Source organism: Streptomyces subrutilus (assembly GCF_008704535.1).
Lineage (GTDB): Bacteria > Actinomycetota > Actinomycetes > Streptomycetales > Streptomycetaceae > Streptomyces > Streptomyces subrutilus.
The window spans coordinates 842,010-859,030 of record NZ_CP023701.1 but is presented as its reverse complement, the minus strand read 5'-3'; the positions used below and the strand labels follow the sequence as shown (position 1 = coordinate 859,030).

Below are 17,021 nucleotides of genomic sequence, written 5' to 3'. Positions count from 1 at the left end.
CGACACTATCGAACAGTAAGTTCTCCGGTCGACGCGGGCTTTCATGAGAGGGGTCACACCGCGGAGTCGGCCGGAAGACGCAGGGTGAACCGTCCGCCCGGACCCGCTCCGGCGCTCAGCGCGGCGATCGGGTTGCGCAGCTCGTGCGAGGCGTCGGCCACGAACCGCCGCCGGCGGTCCACGGACTCCTCCGGCCGGTCCAGGGTGGCGTTCATCGTCAGTGACGGCCGGGCTCGGCGGTCTCCAGGCTGGTGCCCGCGTACACGGTGACCCCGCGGGCGTCGATGCCGGTGGCTTGGACCGCGACGAGCCGGAAGGGGTGCGCGGCCCTGCCGGGGCGCAGCACGAGGCTGAGGTCGCGCGCCGCCGAGGGGTGCCCGGAGGTCGGTGCGAAGGAGGCGCCGGGGCCGCGCCCGGCGAGGCCGGGCGGTGGTCGGTGTGCGGCCGGCGTGCATGGGTGCTCCCGAGGAGGTGGGCCGCGGGTTCCGTCACCCGCGGCGACGGCTCCACTCTCCGGGGCCCGGCTGAACCCACCCTGAAGGTTCCTGAAGTCGGGTTCAGGGTGATATGGGCGTAATTCCCCTATAGTCCGGATATGGCTCTCCATGAGACGAAGGACGTACGTGGCCCCGACGCCGACTCGGACGTGTTCGCGTCCGCCCTCAGCGGCCAGGTCCTCCCCAAGTACCGGATGCCCGAGGACCACTCGTCCACCGAGGTCGTCTACGAACTCCTGCACAACGAGCTGCTCCTCGACGGCAACGCCGCCCAGAACCTGGCCACCTTCTGCACCACCTGGTCGGACGACGGCGTGCACCGCCTGATGAACGAGTGCCTCGACAAGAACATGATCGACAAGGACGAGTACCCGCAGACCGCCGAGATCGAGTCCCGCTGCGTCCACATGCTGGCCGACCTGTGGAACGCACCCCCGGGCGCCGGCGCCACCGGCTGCTCGACCACCGGCTCCAGCGAGGCCGCCATGCTCGGCGGCCTCGCCCTCAAGTGGCGCTGGCGCGAACGCCGCCGCGCCCAGGGCCTGCCCACCGACCGGCCCAACCTGGTCTGCGGCCCGGTCCAGATCTGCTGGGAGAAGTTCGCCCGCTACTTCGACGTCGAGCTGCGCCAGGTCCCCCTGGAGCCGGGCGCCACCGGCCTGCTGCCCCACCAGCTCGCCATGCACGTCGACGAGAACACCATCGGCGTCGTCGCCATCCTCGGCGTCACCTACACCTGCGACTACGAGCCCGTCGCCGAGCTCGCCGCCGCCCTCGACCGGATCCAGGCCGAACACGGCTGGGACGTGCCGATCCACGTCGACGCCGCCAGCGGCGGCTTCGTCGCCCCCTTCCTCCACCCCGACGTGGTGTGGGACTTCCGGCTGCCGCGCGTCGCCTCCGTCAACACCTCCGGCCACAAGTACGGACTCGCCCCGCTGGGCGTCGGCTGGATCGTCTGGCGCACGGCGGAACTCCTCCCGGCCGACCTCGTCTTCAACGTGGACTACCTGGGCGGCGACATGCCGACCTTCGCGCTCAACTTCTCCCGGCCCGGCGGCGAGATCATCGCGCAGTACTACCTCTTCCTGCGCCTCGGCCGGGCCGGCTACCGGCGCGTCCAGCAGGCCTGCGCGGAGACCGCCCAGTACCTGGCCCGCGAGGTGGCCGCCATGGGGCCGTTCACCCTGCTGTACGACGGCCGGGGCGCCCTCCCCGCGGTCTCCTACACGCTCACCGACCCGAAGGCGGCCGGGTTCAGCCTCTACGACCTCTCCGACCGGCTGCGGATGCGCGGCTGGCAGGTGCCCTCCTACCCGCTGCCCGCCGACCGGCAGGACACGGTCATCCAGCGGGTCCTGGTGCGCCACGGAGTGACCCGCGACCAGATCGCCCTGCTCGTGGCCGACCTGCGCCGGTCCGTCGAGCACCTGAAGGCCTCGCCGCCGCCCGCCCCGGCCACCGAGCCGAGGTCGGGCTTCCACCACTGAGCCGGCGGCGGACCGCCTACCGGGCCCCGAAGTTCTGCGTCCACCAGGGGCCGCCCGCACCCTGGTGGACGCCGACGCCGATGTCCTTGAACGAGCAGTTGAGGATGTTGGCGCGGTGGCCCGGGCTGTTCATCCAGGACTCCATCACGGACTGGGCCGTCTGCTGGCCCTTGGCGATGTTCTCGCCGTACGTCGACCAGCGGTACCCGGCGGCGGTGGTCCGCTGGCCGGGGTCCTTGCCGTCCGGGGTGGTGTGCGCGAAGAAGTCCCGCGCCGCCATGTCGTCGGAGTGCCCCTGGGCGGCCGCACGGAGCTGGCCGTCCTCCTTCAGCGGGCCGCAGCCGGCCGCGGCCCGCTCCTTGTTCACCAGGGCCACGACCTGCCCGGCCACACCGGGCGGCGCGGGAGCCGGAGCGGGCGCCGAGGGCTTCGGGGCCGGAGCGGCGGAGCGGGTCCGGGCCGGGGTCGGGCTCTCGCTCGGGCTCGGCGCGGTGGAGGGGGACGCCGACGCCGACGGGGAGGGCGAGGCGGACGCCGAGGGCGACGGGGACGCCGAGGCCGAGCCCGACGGGAGCGGCGCGGCGGGTCCGGTCGCCGACAGCGCGGACAGCGGGGCGGCGGGCGTGGCCCCGCCCGCCTCCGCGTCGCCGGACCCGGGGAGGCTGCCGAGGTAGGCCAGCCCGCCACCGGCCACGCACGCGGCCACCACGGCCGCGCCGATCACCCGCCGGCGGCTGCGGCGCCGCTTGCGCAGCGCCCCGCGCGAGGCCGGCCCCGCCTCGCCCGCGGCGCCCCGGTCGCCCGCCCGGCGCCGGGCCGCCCGGCCGGGACCGGACACGGCCGGCGAGATCCAGGTGGCGGCATTCGCGCCGTCCGTTCCCGAACCCGCGGCGACGGCACGGGCCGCGGTGTCGAAGCCGGCCGCCCCGGCCGCGCGCACCCCTGCCAGCAGGGCCGCCGAGACCGGCACGAGGGCCAGACCCGCCAGCAGTCCCTCCGCCGGCACCAGGCCGCCCCACAGGCCGGAGCACCGTACGCACTCACGGGCGTGCCGGGCTATGCGCTTGCGCCACAGGGCGGAGGGCCGGCCGTCCCACCCCGCCGTCACCGACCGCAGCTCCCCGCACGCCGGCTGGGCCTCCAGGGCCCGCTCCACCACCCGGGCCGCCTCCAGCTGCGCCTTCATCCGCTGCACCCGTACGGCCGTGTGCTGCGCGGGCAGCTCCAGCGCCGCGGCCACCTCGGCGCGGGTCAGCTCCCCGGCGCACTCCAGCCACCACAGCGACAGCAGCGCCCGGTCGTCGGGCTCCAGCCACCGGGTGGCGCGGGCCGTCTCGCGCCGCTGTCCCGCCAGGTTGAGCCGTACGACGGTCAGGTCGACGAAGTCGGCGCCGGGGTCGGCGACGTCCTCGGCCGCTTCCAGGCCGCTCTCGCCGAGGCCGTCGCGCCGGGCCTGCCAGTGCGCCCGTACGCGGTTCATCGCTATCGCGACCAGCCAGGAGCGGAAACTCTCGTCCGCGCGCAGGCCGCCCAGCCCGTCCAGGGCCCGCAGCATCGTGTCCTGCACCACGTCGTCCACGTCGTGGGACCCGTTCAGGGCCCGCCCGACGATGTTGTAGACGAGCGGCAGGTGGGTGCCGACGAGCTCGTCCTGCGCGCGGGGATCGCCCGCGCGGGCCGCTGCCACCAGCGCTGCCGTGTGCTGAGTACTCATGTGATGTTCCCTGTCCGTACCGGCGGTCGATGATGCCCGATACCTGGGAGACCGTCGACACCGGCCCCGATAACACTTATCCGGGACTCTCGTCGGATTTTCTCTGGGCAGTCTCACCCGGAACGGATCCCGGCGCCTGCGGTGCCGGTGCTTCCGGGGCGGACGCCGCCCGATCGGCCGTCTCCGGGCCGGACCGCGGACCGACCGTGGCCGCCGGGACGAGATCCACGGTCCGGGGGGCCGCGCCCAGCAGCTCGCGCACCGGGCGGTCGAGGTCCTCCACCGCTTCGACCACCTTGCCGACGGCGGCGAGCGGGAGTCCGCCGACAGCGGCGAACGCCCGGATCAAGTGCCGCCCGCGGACGTGTCGTTCGCCGTGGCGGGCCTGATTCGGGCTGGTCGACTCGCGTGCGGGAAGCAGTCCTTCGCGCAGGTGGAACTTGATCGTGGGCACCGGGACGCCCGTCGTGCGACTCAACTCGCCTACGCGCGCAAAGAGGATGCGCGGCGCTGAGGGGCGTGCCGGCCCTGGTCTCGGTGGCGGGGCCGATCGTGGACGACCGGGTGCTCGGCGGCTCACCGATCCGGCACAAGCCGTTCAAGTTCTCGGTCTCCTTCACGGCCTACGCGCTCACCCTGGCCTGGACGTACTCGCTGCCGACACGGTGGCGCAGGACCGGCTGGTGGGCCGGCATCGTGGTGGTCGTCGGCGCCGTGGCCGAGATGGCCGTGATCACGGGCCAGGCGGTGCGGGGCAGGCGCAGCCACTTCAACCACGAAACCCCGCCGGACGGGGCGCTGTTCGGCGTGATGGGGGCGACCGTGGTCGTGCTCTGGCTCGCCACGCTGGTCATGGCGCTCGTCCTGTGGCGCCGGCCCCTCGCGGACCGGGCGCTGACCTGGGCGCTGCGGCTCGGCGTGGTGATCGGGCTCGCCGGCAGGGGACTCGGCTTCCTGCTGACCTCGCCGACCGACGACCGGCTCGCCGGACGGATCACCGACACGGCCGGCGCGCACAGCGTCGGGGTGCCGGACGGCTGGGGGCCGCGGGCGCGCTGGCCGCGGGCGTGGGGGTGGCGTGGGCGGTGCTCCGGGTCCGGGCCGGCGTCACAGCAGCGGGGCCAGCGACTCCGTGGCCGTGCGCAGGGCGGGTGCGTACGCCTCGATCTCCTCGCGGGACACCAGGAAGGTGACGGTGGTGATGCTGACCCCGCCGATCGGACGGCCGTCCGGGTCCAGCAGCGCCGCACCCAGGCACCGGATCGTCGGCTCGTTCTCCTCGTCGTCCACGGCGAAGCCGCGGGCGCGCACCTGCGCCAACTGGGCGCGCAGGGCCCGGCCCGTGGTCAGGGTGCGCGGGGTCCGCGCCGGGAGCCCGGTGGCGGCGACCAGTGCGCGCACCTCCTCGTCGGGCAGGTGGGCCAGGATGCTCTTGCCGATCGCGGTCGTGTGCAGGGGCATCCGCATGCCCACCCGGGAGGCCGTGCGGAAGGGCTGGTCGCTCTCCAGCTTCCGGATGTAGGTGATGGTCTCCCCGCTGCGCAGGGCGAGGTGGACCGTCTGGCCGGTGGCCTGCTGGAGCTCGTCGAGGATGCCGCCGATGCTGGCCGGCTCGCCGCCGCTGACCTGCGCGGCGAGCCCCCGCAGCCGCGGGCCCGCCCCGTAGCGGCTCTCCGCGTCCTGGCGTACGAACCCCTGCTCGACGAGGGAGGCCAGGATGCGGTAGGTGCTGGACTTGGGCACGGCCGCCGCCGCCGTCAGCTCCGCCAGCCGGTGCGGCCCGCCGGGCGCCGCGACCGCCTCCAGGATGCGCAGCGACTTCTCCAGGGCCGAGCCGGCGGCGGAGGTACGGCCGCCGCGGGCGGCACCCGAAGCGTCGTTCGTTGACACGAGAACTCCCGGCCTGTGTAGGGTCTAGACCAACTGGTTCCAGTACACGATACTCCGTTCCACTACGTGGAACAAACGGGAGGGTCCCTTGTCCTGCCACCCGTACGCGGTCATCACCGCCCAGCGGTTGTTGCCGGTACTGCGCAGCCCCGACGCCGACGCGGCCGTCCACCGGGCCGCCGCCCTGCTCGCCGCGGGGTGCCGGGCCGTCGAGCTGACGACCACGACGCCCGGCTGGGCCGAAGCCGTGCGCCGCACCGTCCCGCTCGCGGACGCGCGGGGCCGGTCCGCCGTCGTCGGGGTCGGCACCGTCGCCACCGCACGACAGGCCGAGACCGCCCTGGCCGCGGGCGCGGCCTTCCTGGTCTCGCCGTACCCGGCGCCCGAGGTGCGCGAGGTCGCGGAGCGGCGCTCGGCGGTGTTCATCGAGGGCGGGTTCACGCCTGGTGAGGTCGCCGCCGCCGCCCGGTCCGCGGGCGCCGCCAAGGTCTTCCCGGCCCACGTGGGCGGCCCGCAGTTCATACGCTCCCTCAAGGCGGTCCTGCCCGAGGCCCTGATCGTCCCGACCGGCGGCATCCGCCCCGCCGAGGTCCCGGTGTGGCTGGCCGCGGGGGCGGCCGCGGTCGGCATCGGGAGCGGGCTGCCGGACGACCCCGGCGAACTGGCCGCCGTCTTCGCGGAACTGGCCGGCCCCTGCTGCGCCGCCTGCGAGGGCGACGCGGCGGCCGCGACCGCGGCCGCTCCCGGCCGGCCGGACGCGGCGCCGGGGAAGCGGCCGTGACGGACGCGACGGCAGCGGGGCGAATGTCGGTGCGGAAGCCGGTGCCGCTGCCGAACGGGACGGCGACGGTGCCGGCGAACGGAAGCGCGACGGTGCCGGCGGCGAACGGGACGGCGGGCGCGGCGGGTCCGACGCGGTACGACGTGCTCGTGCTCGGCGAGGTCCTCGTCGAGGTCCACGCCGACACCACCCTGCGCGCGGCCGCCGACGGCACCGGCGCCCGCCTCTCCTACTCCGGCGACGCCCTCAACGCGGCCGCCGCCGCGGCCGCCGCCGGGGCCCGCACCGCGCTGCTCGCCGTCGTCGGCGAGGACGAACTCAGCGTCCCGCTGCTGCGCCGGGCCGCCGAACTCGGCGTCGACGTCACCCACGTCCGCCGCTCCCCGCGCCCCAACGGCGCCTACCTGCTCGGCTCCGACACCGAGGGCGACCGCGAGTTCGTCTACTGGCGCACCCACAGCGCCGGCTCCACCCTGTCGCCCGCCCACGTCGAGTCGTGGCGGTCCCTGCTGACCGGCGCCAAGGCCCTCATCACCAGCGGCATCACCGGTGCGCTCTCGCCCGGCAGCCGCGACGCCGTGCTGGCCGCCGCCCGTACCGTGCACGGGGCCGGCGGCCACGTCTCCTACGACCCCAACTTCCGCTCCCGGCTGACCAGTCGGGCCGAGGCCAGGGAGCTCCTGGCCCGGATCGCCCCGTTGACCGGGCTGCTCAAGACCTCCTGCCCCGCCGACGCGCTCGCCCTGGTCGACACCGCCGACCCGCCCACCGCCGCCACCCGCTACCGCGCGCTGGGCGCCCGTACGGTGGCGGTCACCGCGGGCGCCGACCGGCTGCTCCTGGACGACGGCGACCGCACCAGGTACCTGCCCGTACCGGTCAACCCGGCCCCCGTCGACGCGACGGGCGCCGGGGACTGCTTCACGGGCACCACCACGGCCCGCCTCGCCCTCGGCGACCGCCTGGAGGACGCGGTGGCGTACGGCATGGCCGCCGCCTCCCTCTCGGTCTCGGGCCGCGGCGGCACCGGACACGTCCCCGCCTTCACCGCGACGACGTCCCTGGCCGCCGCCCACCGCACGACGCACGGCGAGGCGGGCCCGGCGTAGCCGGCCGACGGGCCGCGGGGCCCGTCGGCCGGCGGGCGGGGGCGCACGTGGTGGGCGCCGCCGGGCCGGGTCGGTCTGCGCGGCCCGGCGGCGCCGGTCTGCAAGGGCCCCCGGGTCCGGGGGCCGGTGGGCCGGTCAGCGGCCGCCGCGCAGGCCGCGGTCCACGGCGCCGAGCAGCTCGCCGTCGGCGGTGTCCCCGTCCAGCGACCAGAACATGGCGCCGCCGAGCCCCTCGTCACGGACGTAGCCGCCCTTCTGGCGCAGCACCTGGGGGTCGTCGTACGTCCAGAGCGTGGTGCCGTCGAACAGCCAGGCGTGACCGCCGCGCCGGTCGCGGTGCACCTGGTAGGTGCCCGAGTCGGCGAGCTTCTTCAGCTCCTTGTAGTCCTCGTACCCCGCGGCCCAGGTGGCAGGGGCCGGGCCCGCGGCCGGCTGCCCCAGCCCGTCGCCGCCACCGGTGACGCCCGTCCAGCCCTGCCCGTAGAAGGGCATGCCCACCACGAGCTTGTGCGCGGGCGCGCCCCGGCGCTTCCACGCCTCGACCGTGCCGTCGACGCTGAAGTCGTCGCGGGCGCGGAGCGCGGACTGCTGGGCGGTCTTCTTCTCGCCGGAGACGTGGAAGTCGTAGCCCTGGAGGTTCACGAAGTCGAGGTCGCGCATGATGCGGCGGACGTCGAAGCCCGCGTCGATCTTGGCGGGGGCCGTCGGCACGAAGGCCGTCAGCTCGTACTTCGACTTCTTCTTCACGCTCTTGGCGTGGGCGTCGAGCTGGGTGCGGAACTCCTTGACCAGCTCGGTGAAGTTGCGCCGGTCCTCGGGGCGGTAGGTGGTGTCCGCGTCGCCCTCCGAGCCGGGCCACTCCCAGTCGAGGTCGATGCCGTCGAAGAGGCCGGCGGCCGCACCTGCGCCGCCCCGGGTCCCGTCCTGCGGCAGGTTGCCCTTGATGTACAGGTCGATGCAGGAGGAGACGAAGGCCTTGCGGGAGGCCGGGGTGAGCGCGGCGTCCGAGAAGTGCGTGGACCAGCTCCAACCGCCCAGCGAGATCAGCACCTTGAGGCCGGGGTGCTTGGCCTTGAGTTCGCGCAGCTGGTTGAAGTTGCCGGCGAGCGGCTGGTCCCAGGTGTCGGCCACGCCGTCGACGGAGCCGGCCGCGTCGAGGGGGCGGGCGTAGTCGGCCCAGGCGTCGGCCTCGCCGGGGACGTTGCCGGTGAAGCACTTGCCGTCGGCGCTGACGTTGCCGAAGGCGTAGTTGATGTGGGTGAGCTTGCCGGCGCTGCCGTTCGTCTCCAGGTCCTTGACCTGGAAGTCCCGTCCGTAGACGCCCCACTGGGTGAAGTAGCCGACCTTCTTGTACGAGCGGTCGTGGCCTCCCGATCCGCCACTGCCCGCACTGCCCGCCTCGGCGGCGGGCGCGAAGGCGGTCAGCAGGGAGAGGGAGCAGGCGGCGACGGCCAGCCGGCCGAGCATGCTGCGGCGCATGGGCTTCCTTTGCGGATGCGGGGGACGGGGCGTGAGCGCGTGCGCGGTGCATGCCGGAAACTATTGGTCTGGACCATACGGGTCAAGGGCTACGCCGGAACTCGCCACCCGCCCGGCCCCCGGGCCCACCCGGCGCCCGCTTGCGTTCACTCTCATCTTGTTGCAACGAACGATGGACTGACGTTGCGTTAGCTTCTGATCCATCGCAACGATTAATCGCGCCTGGCCTGCACAGATGGCGATTCTACGCAACGATTGTATTGAAGGATCTTTGAATGCAACGTAGCGTTTCAACTGTCAGAAAGCGGAAGCGACCAGTAGCCGGGAGCACACCGTGCAGACCTTCGAGACCACCGCCCGCAGCTTCTGACGCGCGACGCGACGCAGCCCGTCCGCGGCCCGTGGCCACATCCTGCGCCGCACCACGGTCGGCCACATCGATCCAGCCCCCGCCCCGACGCACCTCCTACACCGGAAGAAGACGAACCATGGCCCTCACCCCCGCCGCCTGGACCGGAATGGTGCCGATCGACGACACCGCGCTCGCCGTGACCGACACCGGCGGCCCCGGCCGGCCCGTGGTCTACCTCAACGGCTCGTACGCGGACCAGTCTCACTGGCGGCGCGTCATCGCCGACCTCGGCCCCGGCTACCGGCACATCACCTACGACGAGCGGGCCCGCGGCACGTCCCGGCGCGCCACGGACTACTCCTTCGAGGCGTGCCTCCGCGACCTCGACGCCGTCCTCACCGCCCGGAGCGTGCACCGGCCGATCCTGGTGGGCTGGTCCTACGGCGCGATGATCGCCGTGCACTGGGCGGCCCGGAACCAGGGCCGCGCCGCGGGTGCCGTGTCCGTGGACGGCGCCCTGCCGCACGAGTGGCTCGACGACGCCGCCCGGGCGCAGATCCGCAGGCTGTTCCGGCGGCTGAGCCCGCTGTTCCCCCTCGCCCGCCCCCTCGGCCTGGCCGCCCGCATGAGCGCCGAGCAGCACGCCGAGATCAACATCGAGAGCAACGAGCTCTGTGCGCCCGCCGCCCTCGGCCCGGTCCTCGACCGGGTGGACGTACCCACCCGGTACGTGCTCGCCACCGGCGGCAACCTGGGCGGCGACCCGGAGCTGATGGAGCAGATCCGCTCCAACCTGGACCCGGTGCTCGCCCGCAACCCCCACATCCGGATCAGCGCCAAGGTCGCGAGCAACCACTCGAAGATCCTGCGCAAGGACTTCCGGGCGGTCGCCGACGCGGTGCGCGAGCTCGCGCCCGGCAGCGACCACCGGGCCGGATGAGCCGTGCCGGCCGGAGTCCTGGCCGGCCCGGGCGCGCCCGCGCGACCGTCACGCGGGAGGCGGCCGGCGCCGGGCGGAGTCGGCCAGGCCGCTCGCGAACGCCTCGACGAGACCCCGGAGTTCGTCCGGCCGTTCGATGAGGAACGGCCGGTCGAGCGAGGCCATTACCGCCGGCAGCCAGTCGAGCCGCTCCGCCCGCAGGTCGACCCGGGACCATCCCGCACCGCTCCCGGACGGGCCCTCCCGCACGATCGCGATGCCGGCGGGAAGCCGGGCGCGGACCTGCTCGGCCGTGGCCTGGACGCGCACGGTCACCTCGTGGCGGTACGGAGCGGTCGCGAGCCCCGTCAGCAGGTGCTCGGCGGGGTCGAACCCGGCGGGCGGCTCGAACACGCCGGGCAGCGTCCGGGCACCGGCGATGCGGTCCAGGCGGAACGTGCGGTTCTCGCCGATCGCGGGATCGGCGCCCGTCACGTACCACCTGCCGGAGTGGGCCACGAGTCCGTACGGGTGCAGCGTGCGCTCGCCGGAACGGCCGTCGGCGGCGGTGTACCGGATCGAGACCGGGCGGTGGTGGCGCACGGCGTCCGCGATCGCGAGCAGGACCGTGTTCTGCGGCGCCGCCGTCTCGACGGGCGGCGCGGTGAAGGCGAGCGAGGCCAGCAGGGCGTCCAGCCTGCGGCCGAGCCGCTCGGGCAGCACCCGCCGGATCTTGGCCGCCGCCGTCTCGCCCGCCGTGCCCGCGGCCGTCATCAGGCCCGCGCGCTGCCCCGCGACCAGGCCGAGCAGGACGGCCAGCGCCTCGTCGTCGCTCAGCATGAGCGGGGGCACGCGGTAGCCGGGCGCGAGCCGGTAGCCGCCGTAGCGGCCGCGGACGGACTCGACGGGCACGTCGAGGTCGAGCAGGTGGCCGACGTACCGGCGCACCGTCCGCTCGTCGACCCCGAGGCGGTCGGCCAGCTCGGCCACGGTCCGGACACCACCGGACTGCAGCAGTTCCAGCAGGGTGAGCACACGGGTGGTGGGTCGGCCGGGCGGCCGGTCGTTCGGTGAGGGCATGCCGGAAGTGTCTCGCGCATACCGGGCGGATTCCGTCCGGTATCGCTCGTAGCGTGCGATCGAGAGCTTCGCTACGCCCATCCGGCAGGAGAACACCATGGATTTCGTCTCGGTCCGCATCATCACGGGCGACGTCGCCCGCCTCGTCGCCTTCTACGAGCGCGCCACCGGCGTGCGGGCGAGCTGGTTCACCGAGGACTTCGCCGAGCTGAGGACCGCCTCGGCCACCCTCGCCGTCGCCGGCACCCGCACCGTGCCGCTGTTCGCACCCGGCTCCGCCCGCCCGGCCGACAACCACAGCGTCATCGTGGAGTTCCGCGTCGACGACGTGGACGGCGTGCACCGGAACCTGAGCGGCTTCGTGGAGGACTTCGTCAACGAGCCCACCACGATGCCCTGGGGCAACCGAGCCCTGCTCTTCCGCGACCCCGACGGCAACCTCGTGAACTTCTTCACTCCCGTCACCCCGGCCGCGGTCGAGAGGTCCGCCCGCTGACCGCGACGGCGGGGCACCCGGCCCGAGCCGGGTGCCCCGCCGGGGGAGTCAGGCCACGCAGCCCGGGACGGACGGGACGCTGCCGACGCAGTTGTCGGGCGCGTTGCCGCTGACGGGCGAAGTGGTGAGCGTCATCGTGTCGCGGGGGCCGTGTGGACGCGGCGCGTCACGGTGTCACGGCGCATGCGGCGACGGCCGCCTCGGTCGCGGTGGCCGCGGTGACGGTGGCGGCCGCGCTCGCGGTGGCGGAGGTGAGGGCCGCGTCGCTCGCCGCGGTCGCGGTCGCGGCCGCAGCACCGAGGGCGGTCAGGGGTTCACCCGCGGCGACGGCGGCGGCGACCGCCTTGGTGGCGGCAGCGGCCGTCGCCGCGTCGGACTTGGCCACGTCGGCGGCAGCGGCGGCGTTGGCCGCCGACGTCGCGGCCGCCGTGGTCGAGGCCGCGCAGGCCGCCGCGTCGGCCGGTGCGCGACCGGCCGGTGCCGCGACGGACACCGGGACGGGGGAGCCGGCCGCGGCCCAGGCCACGGCGGTGCCGCCGGTCAGGAGGGCACCGGTGGCGAGGGACACGACGGCGATCCGGTAGAGCTTCATGGGAGTACCCCAGTCGGGAGGAGGGTGAGCCCGGAAGGTCCGGCGCGACGGGCGGACCGCGGTTCCACGCGGTCGGGAACCGAGGCGGCTCACACCGGAAGGGAAGCACCGAACACCCCCGGTGTCCCGTCGGCGACCGGCCTCCCCACCGCCCGCCCCCGGTCCGCGGCCGTGCGCCCGACTGCGCCGAACGGCCTGGTCACCGGCGCGGGATCCGTGCGCCGCCCACCGCTTGGCCGTCCCCTCACCGGCCTACCCGCACCTCCCCGTACGAGTGCGCAGAGGGCCGCACCCGCCGCTGCGGCTCGTCGCGGCGGCCGGGGCGGGTGCGTCGGCGCCGGGCGGTCGGTCTAGGACGGGAGCCGGCGGGCCGCGCCGAAGGCCCCGTCGTGGTGGACCAGCGCGACGGCGTCCTCCTCGACCGTGCCGGACTCCACCTCGCCGACGACCAGCAGGTGGTCGCCGATGCGCTGGCGCAGGGTGGTGCGTGCGGTCAGCCAGGCCGGGACGCCGTCCAGGAGCGGCAGCCCGTCGGCTTCCGGAGCCCAGTCGACCCCGTCGAAGCGGTCGATGCCGCTGCGCGCGAACTGCCGGGCCAGATCGGTGTTGCCGGTCCCGAGCAGGTGGACCGCGAACCGGTCCGCCCGGTGCACGGCGCCGGCCGTGGAGGCGCCGAGGTCCAGGTAGAAGCTCACCAGCGCCGGTTCGAGGGATACGGACGTGAACGAGGTGGCCGTGAACCCCGCGGGCCCGGGGACGGTGATCACCGTGACCCCGGCCGCGTGCCGGCGCAGGGTGCGGCGGAGTATCACGTCGGCCGCGGGGGCCGCGGAGGGGTGGGTGAGGTGGTCGGTGGAGAGGGTCATGCCGGTTCCCTTCGGCTGGTGGTGCGGGGCCGGGTCCCGGCCCCGGGGTGGCGCAGCCGCGGCCGTGCGCACCGGTGGCGGGCACCGGTCGGACGCGGCGCGCCGAACGCGCGGGTCACCAACTGCTCGACTCCACCACGACCGACGGGACCAGGCCGCCCCGTACGGTCTCCAGGAACGTGACGACCTCCGCCGCCACGGACCGGTGCTGCACGTCGTTGAGGACGTCGTGGTGGGCGCCGCGGACCAGCGAAAGCCGGGAGCCGGGCAGTGACGTGGCGAGGCGGGTCAGGCCCTCGCGGTCCGCGAGCGGGTCCGCGTCTCCGACGAGCAGCAGCGTCGGGGCGGCGACGGCGCCTTCGTACGCGGCGTCGAGCAGGGCCCGGGGCAGCGGTTCGTTGAGCGAACCGCGCCGCACCTGCGCGTCGTCGCTCAGCACGCCCCGGTGGGTGGGGCACGCGGTGCGCACGTCGAGTTCGGCGTCCCAGGTGTCCGCGGAGCCGGCGGCGGCCCCCGGCAGCCCCGCGAGGACGACCCCGTCCGGCCGCAGGGCCTCCGGCTCCCGGCCGAGCAGCGCCGCCAGGGCCGCCGCGCCGGAGTCGGCCCCCACCAGGATCAGCGGGCGCGCCACGCCGCCGTCGGCCGCGGTGTCCTCGACGGCCCGCGCCAGCCGGGCGCCGAACGCGTCCCACGACCCGGCCGGCGCCTCGGCGTCGGTCCGCGGCGGGTCGACGACCCGCACGCGGTAGGCGTCGGCCGCGAGCCGCCTGCCGAACCGGGCGTAGGTCGCCCGGCTCTCACCCCGGCCGGGCACCACGACGACCGTGCCGCGCGTGAGGAGGCCCCGGGGGGCGCGGTGGTCGGTGTGAGCGTCGTGCTCGGTGTTCTCGCCGTCCTCGATGCGCGCGGCGGTGTCGACGGCTTCGGTGTGCTGGGTCATGCTCGTACTCCTGCGGGCGCGGTGTCGGGTGAGGTGTCGGTGGAGTGGGAGTGGGCGATGGCCGCCTCGGGCTTCCAGCCCAGGGCCGGCGCCACCTGCGTCGCGATGAGTTCGAGGGCGCGCAGCGTGGCGTCGTGGTCCGGAACGGCCGGGTTGAACTGGGTGATCAGGTCGGTGGCCACCGGCAGCACCTTCTCCCGCAGCAGGGCCTCGACGATCTCGTCGGGATGGCCGTGGAACGCGTGGAAGCGGCGCAGCGCCTCGTCGGTGTCCAGGCCCTTCGGGAACGCGCCGCTCTCGGCCATGCGCAGTGCCGCCCGGTGCACGTCGTCCCCGATCTGCCGGAGCGCGGTCCGCTTGTCGGCGGCCGGGAACACGAAGCGCGACAGGCCGATCCGGGGACGGTGCGGCCGGTCCCAGGCATCGAGGTAGGCGTCCGCCCAGGGCCGCTGCACCTCGTCCGTCGAGGCGTCGTACCCGTACGCCGCCCGGTTGAGCAGCAGGTGGGAGCCGCCGGCCGCGGCGTGCCGCGCGCCCTCGGCGCTGAAGACGCCCTGCCAGATCCGGTCGCCGAAGTCACCGGCGGCCGGCTGGATGCGGAAGCCGGGTGTGCGCACCTCCCGGTTGGCCAGGGCGCTGCGCAGCACCCCGAGGTTCTCGCTGGTCAGCTCGCGTCGACGGGCGTAGTCCTTGCCGAAGGCGGCGTACTCCACCTCGCCCGACCCGCTGCCGACGCCGATCTCGACCCGGCCGCCGCTCAGCGCGTCGACGCTGGACACGTCCTCGGCGAGGCGGACCGGATCCTCCAGCGGGAGCACCGTGACGGCCGTACCGAGCCGGATCCGGCGGGTCCTGGCCGCCGCGTGGGCCAGGAAGGTCCAGGGCGAGGACAGGCCGCCCCCGCCGAGGGCGACGTGGTGCTGGGCGACCCAGCCCACGTCGAAGCCGAGTTCGTCGGCGGCGACGAAGAGCTCCTGGGCGTTGCGGTAGGTGCGGCCGGGGTCGTCGCCGCGGCCCTGGACGTGGGTGAGGAAACCGAGTCTCAAGCGCTGCGTTCCGCTGGTCACGGGCGGCCGCCCTTCGGAGTGCGGGCCCCGCCCGCGGCGAGCGGGCCGCGGGATGCGGCCGCGGGGGCGCCGTGGCCCAGCACGCGGTCCAGGACGGCGGCGGCGCCGCCCTCCGGGAGCACCGTTCCGCGCCAGGCGACGTGCTGGTCGGGGCGTACGAGGACGTGGCCTGCGCCGTACACGGCGCGGGCCCCGGGGTCGGTCAGGTGGATCACGGTGAAGGGCAGTCCCCGCTGTGCGGCCCGGGCGGCGAACTCGCGCTCGACGGCCCGGTCCTCGCCGAGGACGAGCAGCGCGAAGGAATCGCCGATGCGGTCGTGGAGCGTGCTGCCGTACGGGTCGACGCGGCCCTCCGGTGCGCGGTGGCCCGGCCGGGGGTCGTCCTCGTAGTGGTCCGCGCGCCAGCGGGGTTCGGAGTCGAGCTGGTCCGGTTCGTACCAGATCACCGACGAGCGGTCGTACCGCTCGTCGAAGGTGACGCCCGCCGCGTCGAGGCGGTCCCCGCGCAGCCGTTCGCCGATCTCGGCCCGGCGGCGGTCGGCCTCGGGACCGTGGTCCGCGTCGTCGGGGATGCCGCCCCGGCGGATCTCGGCGAGGGTCGCCCGCCCCCGCCGGGAGCGCTCCAGCGCGTGGTCCGCGACCCGCCGGTTGTGCGGGCGGCGCTCCTCGTCGTAGGAGTCGAGGAGGGTGTCGGGGGCGTGGCCGGCCAGGACCGCGGCCAGCTTCCAGCCCAGGTTGACCACGTCACCGAAGCCCTCGCCCAGGTTGCCCCCCGGCGTGCGCACGTGGGCCGCGTCACCGGCGAGCAGGATCCGGCCGCGGCGGAACGTGCCGGCTATCCGGGTCGCGTCGTAGAAGGTGGTGGCCGAGACGAGCTCCAGGCCCGGGTCGAAGCCGAAGGCTGCCCGGCCCACATCCAACAGCTCCTCCTCGCCGGGCTCGTACGCGAGCGGGTAGGGCCCGGCGTACACCCGCCATTCGCGGGTGCTGACGGCGGCCAGGAAACCGGACGCCTTCGCGTTGACGACGATGTTGGTACCGCTGGGCGCGGCCCCGACCCGGTCGGAGAGGTCACCGGTCCGCACGATCAGGCGCAGCCGCTTCTCGGCGGCGTGCGCTCCCTCGCGGCCGATGCCGGCCAGGTGCCGGGTGGTGCTGGAGGCGCCGTCGGTGCCCAGGACGTACGCCGCGCGGATGCCGCGCTCCTCGCCCGAGTCGACGTCGGCGACCCGGGCGAGGACCCCGTCGGCGTCCTCGTCCAGCGTGCGCAGCTCCCAGCCGCCGGCCACGCTCACGTCCTGCTCCCGGAGGCGGTCGAGGAACACCTGCTGGAGCACGGTCTGCGGCCGTCGCAGCGCCTCCTGCCCTCCGGGCCGGGCACCGCCGCTGAACGACGGGCCCGGTACGGGGGCCAGTTCGTGGCCGGCGAGCGAGGTGACCAGCCGGATGCCCCGGTTCCATTCGGGCGGGTAGGTCCATGCCGCGCGGATGCGCCGCAGCAGCCCCCAGCGCCGGAAGTGCTCCACCACGCGGGGGGTGTGGCCCATGGCGCCGGCCCGTACCAGGGTCGCGGTGCGGGCGCGGTCGACGACGGCGACCCGGACACCGCGGGCGGTCAGTTCGACGGCCGCGGAGAGTCCGACGGGGCCCGCGCCGACGATGAGCACGTCGACCGCGGCCGGCGGGGTGGCGATCGGGAACCGGACGGTGTGGACGTCGCGCCCACCCGTCGACGGAAGTTCGGTCATG

Annotated in this window: 18 protein-coding genes; 5 read left to right on the top strand and 13 right to left on the bottom strand. The window is 75.1% G+C overall.

Annotation, left to right across the window (positions count from 1 at the left end):
* Positions 1–53: 53 nt before the first annotated feature.
* Together CP968_RS35665 and CP968_RS35275 are read right to left on the bottom strand one after the other, a co-directional pair.
* Entirely contained in the window at positions 54–215 is a 162-nt protein-coding gene (locus CP968_RS35665; RefSeq protein ID WP_167536753.1) for a histidine kinase dimerization/phospho-acceptor domain-containing protein, read from the bottom strand.
* A 2-nt stretch (positions 216–217) separates the two neighbouring features.
* Positions 218–346, bottom strand: coding sequence for a hypothetical protein (locus CP968_RS35275; protein WP_268253231.1), 129 nt, complete (start codon positions 344–346; stop codon positions 218–220).
* A gap of 249 nt (positions 347–595) precedes the next feature.
* Between CP968_RS35275 and gad the strand changes: the two genes are divergently transcribed.
* Entirely contained in the window at positions 596–1,987 is a 1,392-nt protein-coding gene (gene gad / locus CP968_RS03735; protein ID WP_150516621.1) for a glutamate decarboxylase, read from the top strand.
* A gap of 16 nt (positions 1,988–2,003) precedes the next feature.
* Here gad and CP968_RS03730 read toward each other — a convergent pair whose 3' ends face one another.
* The 4 genes from CP968_RS03730 to CP968_RS03715 all read right to left on the bottom strand — a co-directional run bounded on the left by CP968_RS03730 (position 2,004) and on the right by CP968_RS03715 (position 5,591).
* Entirely contained in the window at positions 2,004–3,701 is a 1,698-nt protein-coding gene (locus CP968_RS03730; protein ID WP_150516620.1) for a sigma-70 family RNA polymerase sigma factor, read from the bottom strand.
* Between the two features lie 76 nt (positions 3,702–3,777).
* Entirely contained in the window at positions 3,778–4,281 is a 504-nt protein-coding gene (locus CP968_RS03725; RefSeq protein ID WP_268253228.1) for a MerR family transcriptional regulator, read from the bottom strand.
* Between the two features lie 43 nt (positions 4,282–4,324).
* Positions 4,325–4,555, bottom strand: coding sequence for a hypothetical protein (locus CP968_RS03720; protein WP_150516619.1), 231 nt, complete (start codon positions 4,553–4,555; stop codon positions 4,325–4,327).
* A 253-nt stretch (positions 4,556–4,808) separates the two neighbouring features.
* Complete coding sequence (locus CP968_RS03715; RefSeq protein ID WP_150516618.1) at positions 4,809–5,591, bottom strand: IclR family transcriptional regulator; 783 nt, start codon at positions 5,589–5,591, stop codon at positions 4,809–4,811.
* Positions 5,592–5,679: 88 nt separating this feature from the next.
* On the opposite strand from CP968_RS03715, the gene CP968_RS03710 reads away from it, so the two are divergent.
* A complete protein-coding gene (locus tag CP968_RS03710) occupies positions 5,680–6,372 on the top strand; it encodes a bifunctional 4-hydroxy-2-oxoglutarate aldolase/2-dehydro-3-deoxy-phosphogluconate aldolase (RefSeq protein ID WP_229885848.1) in 693 nt (230 codons plus the stop codon).
* Between the two features lie 92 nt (positions 6,373–6,464).
* Positions 6,465–7,481: a sugar kinase gene (locus tag CP968_RS03705; protein ID WP_208835974.1), complete on the top strand. Its 1,017-nt coding sequence runs from the start codon at positions 6,465–6,467 to the stop codon at positions 7,479–7,481.
* Positions 7,482–7,616: 135 nt separating this feature from the next.
* Here the strand turns inward: CP968_RS03705 and CP968_RS03700 are convergent, their stop codons facing one another.
* Positions 7,617–8,960, bottom strand: a complete 1,344-nt coding sequence (locus CP968_RS03700; RefSeq protein ID WP_150516617.1) for a glycoside hydrolase family 18 protein — start codon at positions 8,958–8,960, stop codon at positions 7,617–7,619.
* A gap of 488 nt (positions 8,961–9,448) precedes the next feature.
* On the opposite strand from CP968_RS03700, the gene CP968_RS03695 reads away from it, so the two are divergent.
* Positions 9,449–10,252, top strand: a complete 804-nt coding sequence (locus CP968_RS03695; RefSeq protein WP_208835973.1) for an alpha/beta fold hydrolase — start codon at positions 9,449–9,451, stop codon at positions 10,250–10,252.
* Between the two features lie 48 nt (positions 10,253–10,300).
* On the opposite strand, the gene CP968_RS03690 is transcribed toward CP968_RS03695, so the two are convergent.
* Positions 10,301–11,311, bottom strand: coding sequence for a helix-turn-helix transcriptional regulator (locus tag CP968_RS03690; RefSeq protein ID WP_150516616.1), 1,011 nt, complete (start codon positions 11,309–11,311; stop codon positions 10,301–10,303).
* 97 nt (positions 11,312–11,408) lie between these two features.
* Between CP968_RS03690 and CP968_RS03685 the strand changes: the two genes are divergently transcribed.
* Complete coding sequence (locus tag CP968_RS03685) at positions 11,409–11,807, top strand: VOC family protein (protein ID WP_150516615.1); 399 nt, start codon at positions 11,409–11,411, stop codon at positions 11,805–11,807.
* A gap of 166 nt (positions 11,808–11,973) precedes the next feature.
* Here CP968_RS03685 and CP968_RS03680 read toward each other — a convergent pair whose 3' ends face one another.
* The 5 genes from CP968_RS03680 to CP968_RS03660 all read right to left on the bottom strand — a co-directional run bounded on the left by CP968_RS03680 (position 11,974) and on the right by CP968_RS03660 (position 17,020).
* The gene (locus tag CP968_RS03680) at positions 11,974–12,399 is read right to left on the bottom strand and encodes a hypothetical protein (RefSeq protein WP_150516614.1); all 426 of its coding nucleotides are present in this window, start codon (positions 12,397–12,399) and stop codon (positions 11,974–11,976) included.
* Between the two features lie 350 nt (positions 12,400–12,749).
* Positions 12,750–13,265 carry a flavin reductase family protein gene (locus CP968_RS03675; protein WP_150516613.1) on the bottom strand — a complete coding sequence of 172 codons (516 nt, stop codon included), beginning with the start codon at positions 13,263–13,265 and terminating at the stop codon, positions 12,750–12,752.
* Between the two features lie 115 nt (positions 13,266–13,380).
* A complete protein-coding gene (locus CP968_RS03670) occupies positions 13,381–14,205 on the bottom strand; it encodes an alpha/beta hydrolase (RefSeq protein ID WP_229885846.1) in 825 nt (274 codons plus the stop codon).
* Positions 14,202–15,251 carry an LLM class flavin-dependent oxidoreductase gene (locus tag CP968_RS03665; protein ID WP_229885844.1) on the bottom strand — a complete coding sequence of 350 codons (1,050 nt, stop codon included), beginning with the start codon at positions 15,249–15,251 and terminating at the stop codon, positions 14,202–14,204. The genes CP968_RS03670 and CP968_RS03665 overlap by 4 nt, the downstream gene beginning before the upstream one ends.
* A 17-nt stretch (positions 15,252–15,268) precedes the next feature.
* A complete protein-coding gene (locus tag CP968_RS03660; protein WP_150516611.1) occupies positions 15,269–17,020 on the bottom strand; it encodes an FAD-dependent oxidoreductase in 1,752 nt (583 codons plus the stop codon).
* Between the last annotated feature and the right edge of the window lies 1 nt (position 17,021).

Coding starts and splice junctions, on each gene's coding strand:
- CP968_RS35665 (WP_167536753.1), bottom strand. CDS start 215: ATGAACGCCACCCTGGACCGGCCGGAGGAGTCCGTGGACCGCCGGCGG.
- gad (WP_150516621.1), top strand. CDS start 596: ATGGCTCTCCATGAGACGAAGGACGTACGTGGCCCCGACGCCGACTCG.
- CP968_RS03730 (WP_150516620.1), bottom strand. CDS start 3,701: ATGAGTACTCAGCACACGGCAGCGCTGGTGGCAGCGGCCCGCGCGGGC.
- CP968_RS03720 (WP_150516619.1), bottom strand. CDS start 4,555: ATGACCAGCGTGGCGAGCCAGAGCACGACCACGGTCGCCCCCATCACG.
- CP968_RS03700 (WP_150516617.1), bottom strand. CDS start 8,960: ATGCGCCGCAGCATGCTCGGCCGGCTGGCCGTCGCCGCCTGCTCCCTC.
- CP968_RS03695 (WP_208835973.1), top strand. CDS start 9,449: ATGGCCCTCACCCCCGCCGCCTGGACCGGAATGGTGCCGATCGACGAC.
- CP968_RS03690 (WP_150516616.1), bottom strand. CDS start 11,311: ATGCCCTCACCGAACGACCGGCCGCCCGGCCGACCCACCACCCGTGTG.
- CP968_RS03685 (WP_150516615.1), top strand. CDS start 11,409: ATGGATTTCGTCTCGGTCCGCATCATCACGGGCGACGTCGCCCGCCTC.
- CP968_RS03680 (WP_150516614.1), bottom strand. CDS start 12,399: ATGAAGCTCTACCGGATCGCCGTCGTGTCCCTCGCCACCGGTGCCCTC.
- CP968_RS03675 (WP_150516613.1), bottom strand. CDS start 13,265: ATGACCCTCTCCACCGACCACCTCACCCACCCCTCCGCGGCCCCCGCG.
- CP968_RS03670 (WP_229885846.1), bottom strand. CDS start 14,205: ATGACCCAGCACACCGAAGCCGTCGACACCGCCGCGCGCATCGAGGAC.
- CP968_RS03660 (WP_150516611.1), bottom strand. CDS start 17,020: ATGACCGAACTTCCGTCGACGGGTGGGCGCGACGTCCACACCGTCCGG.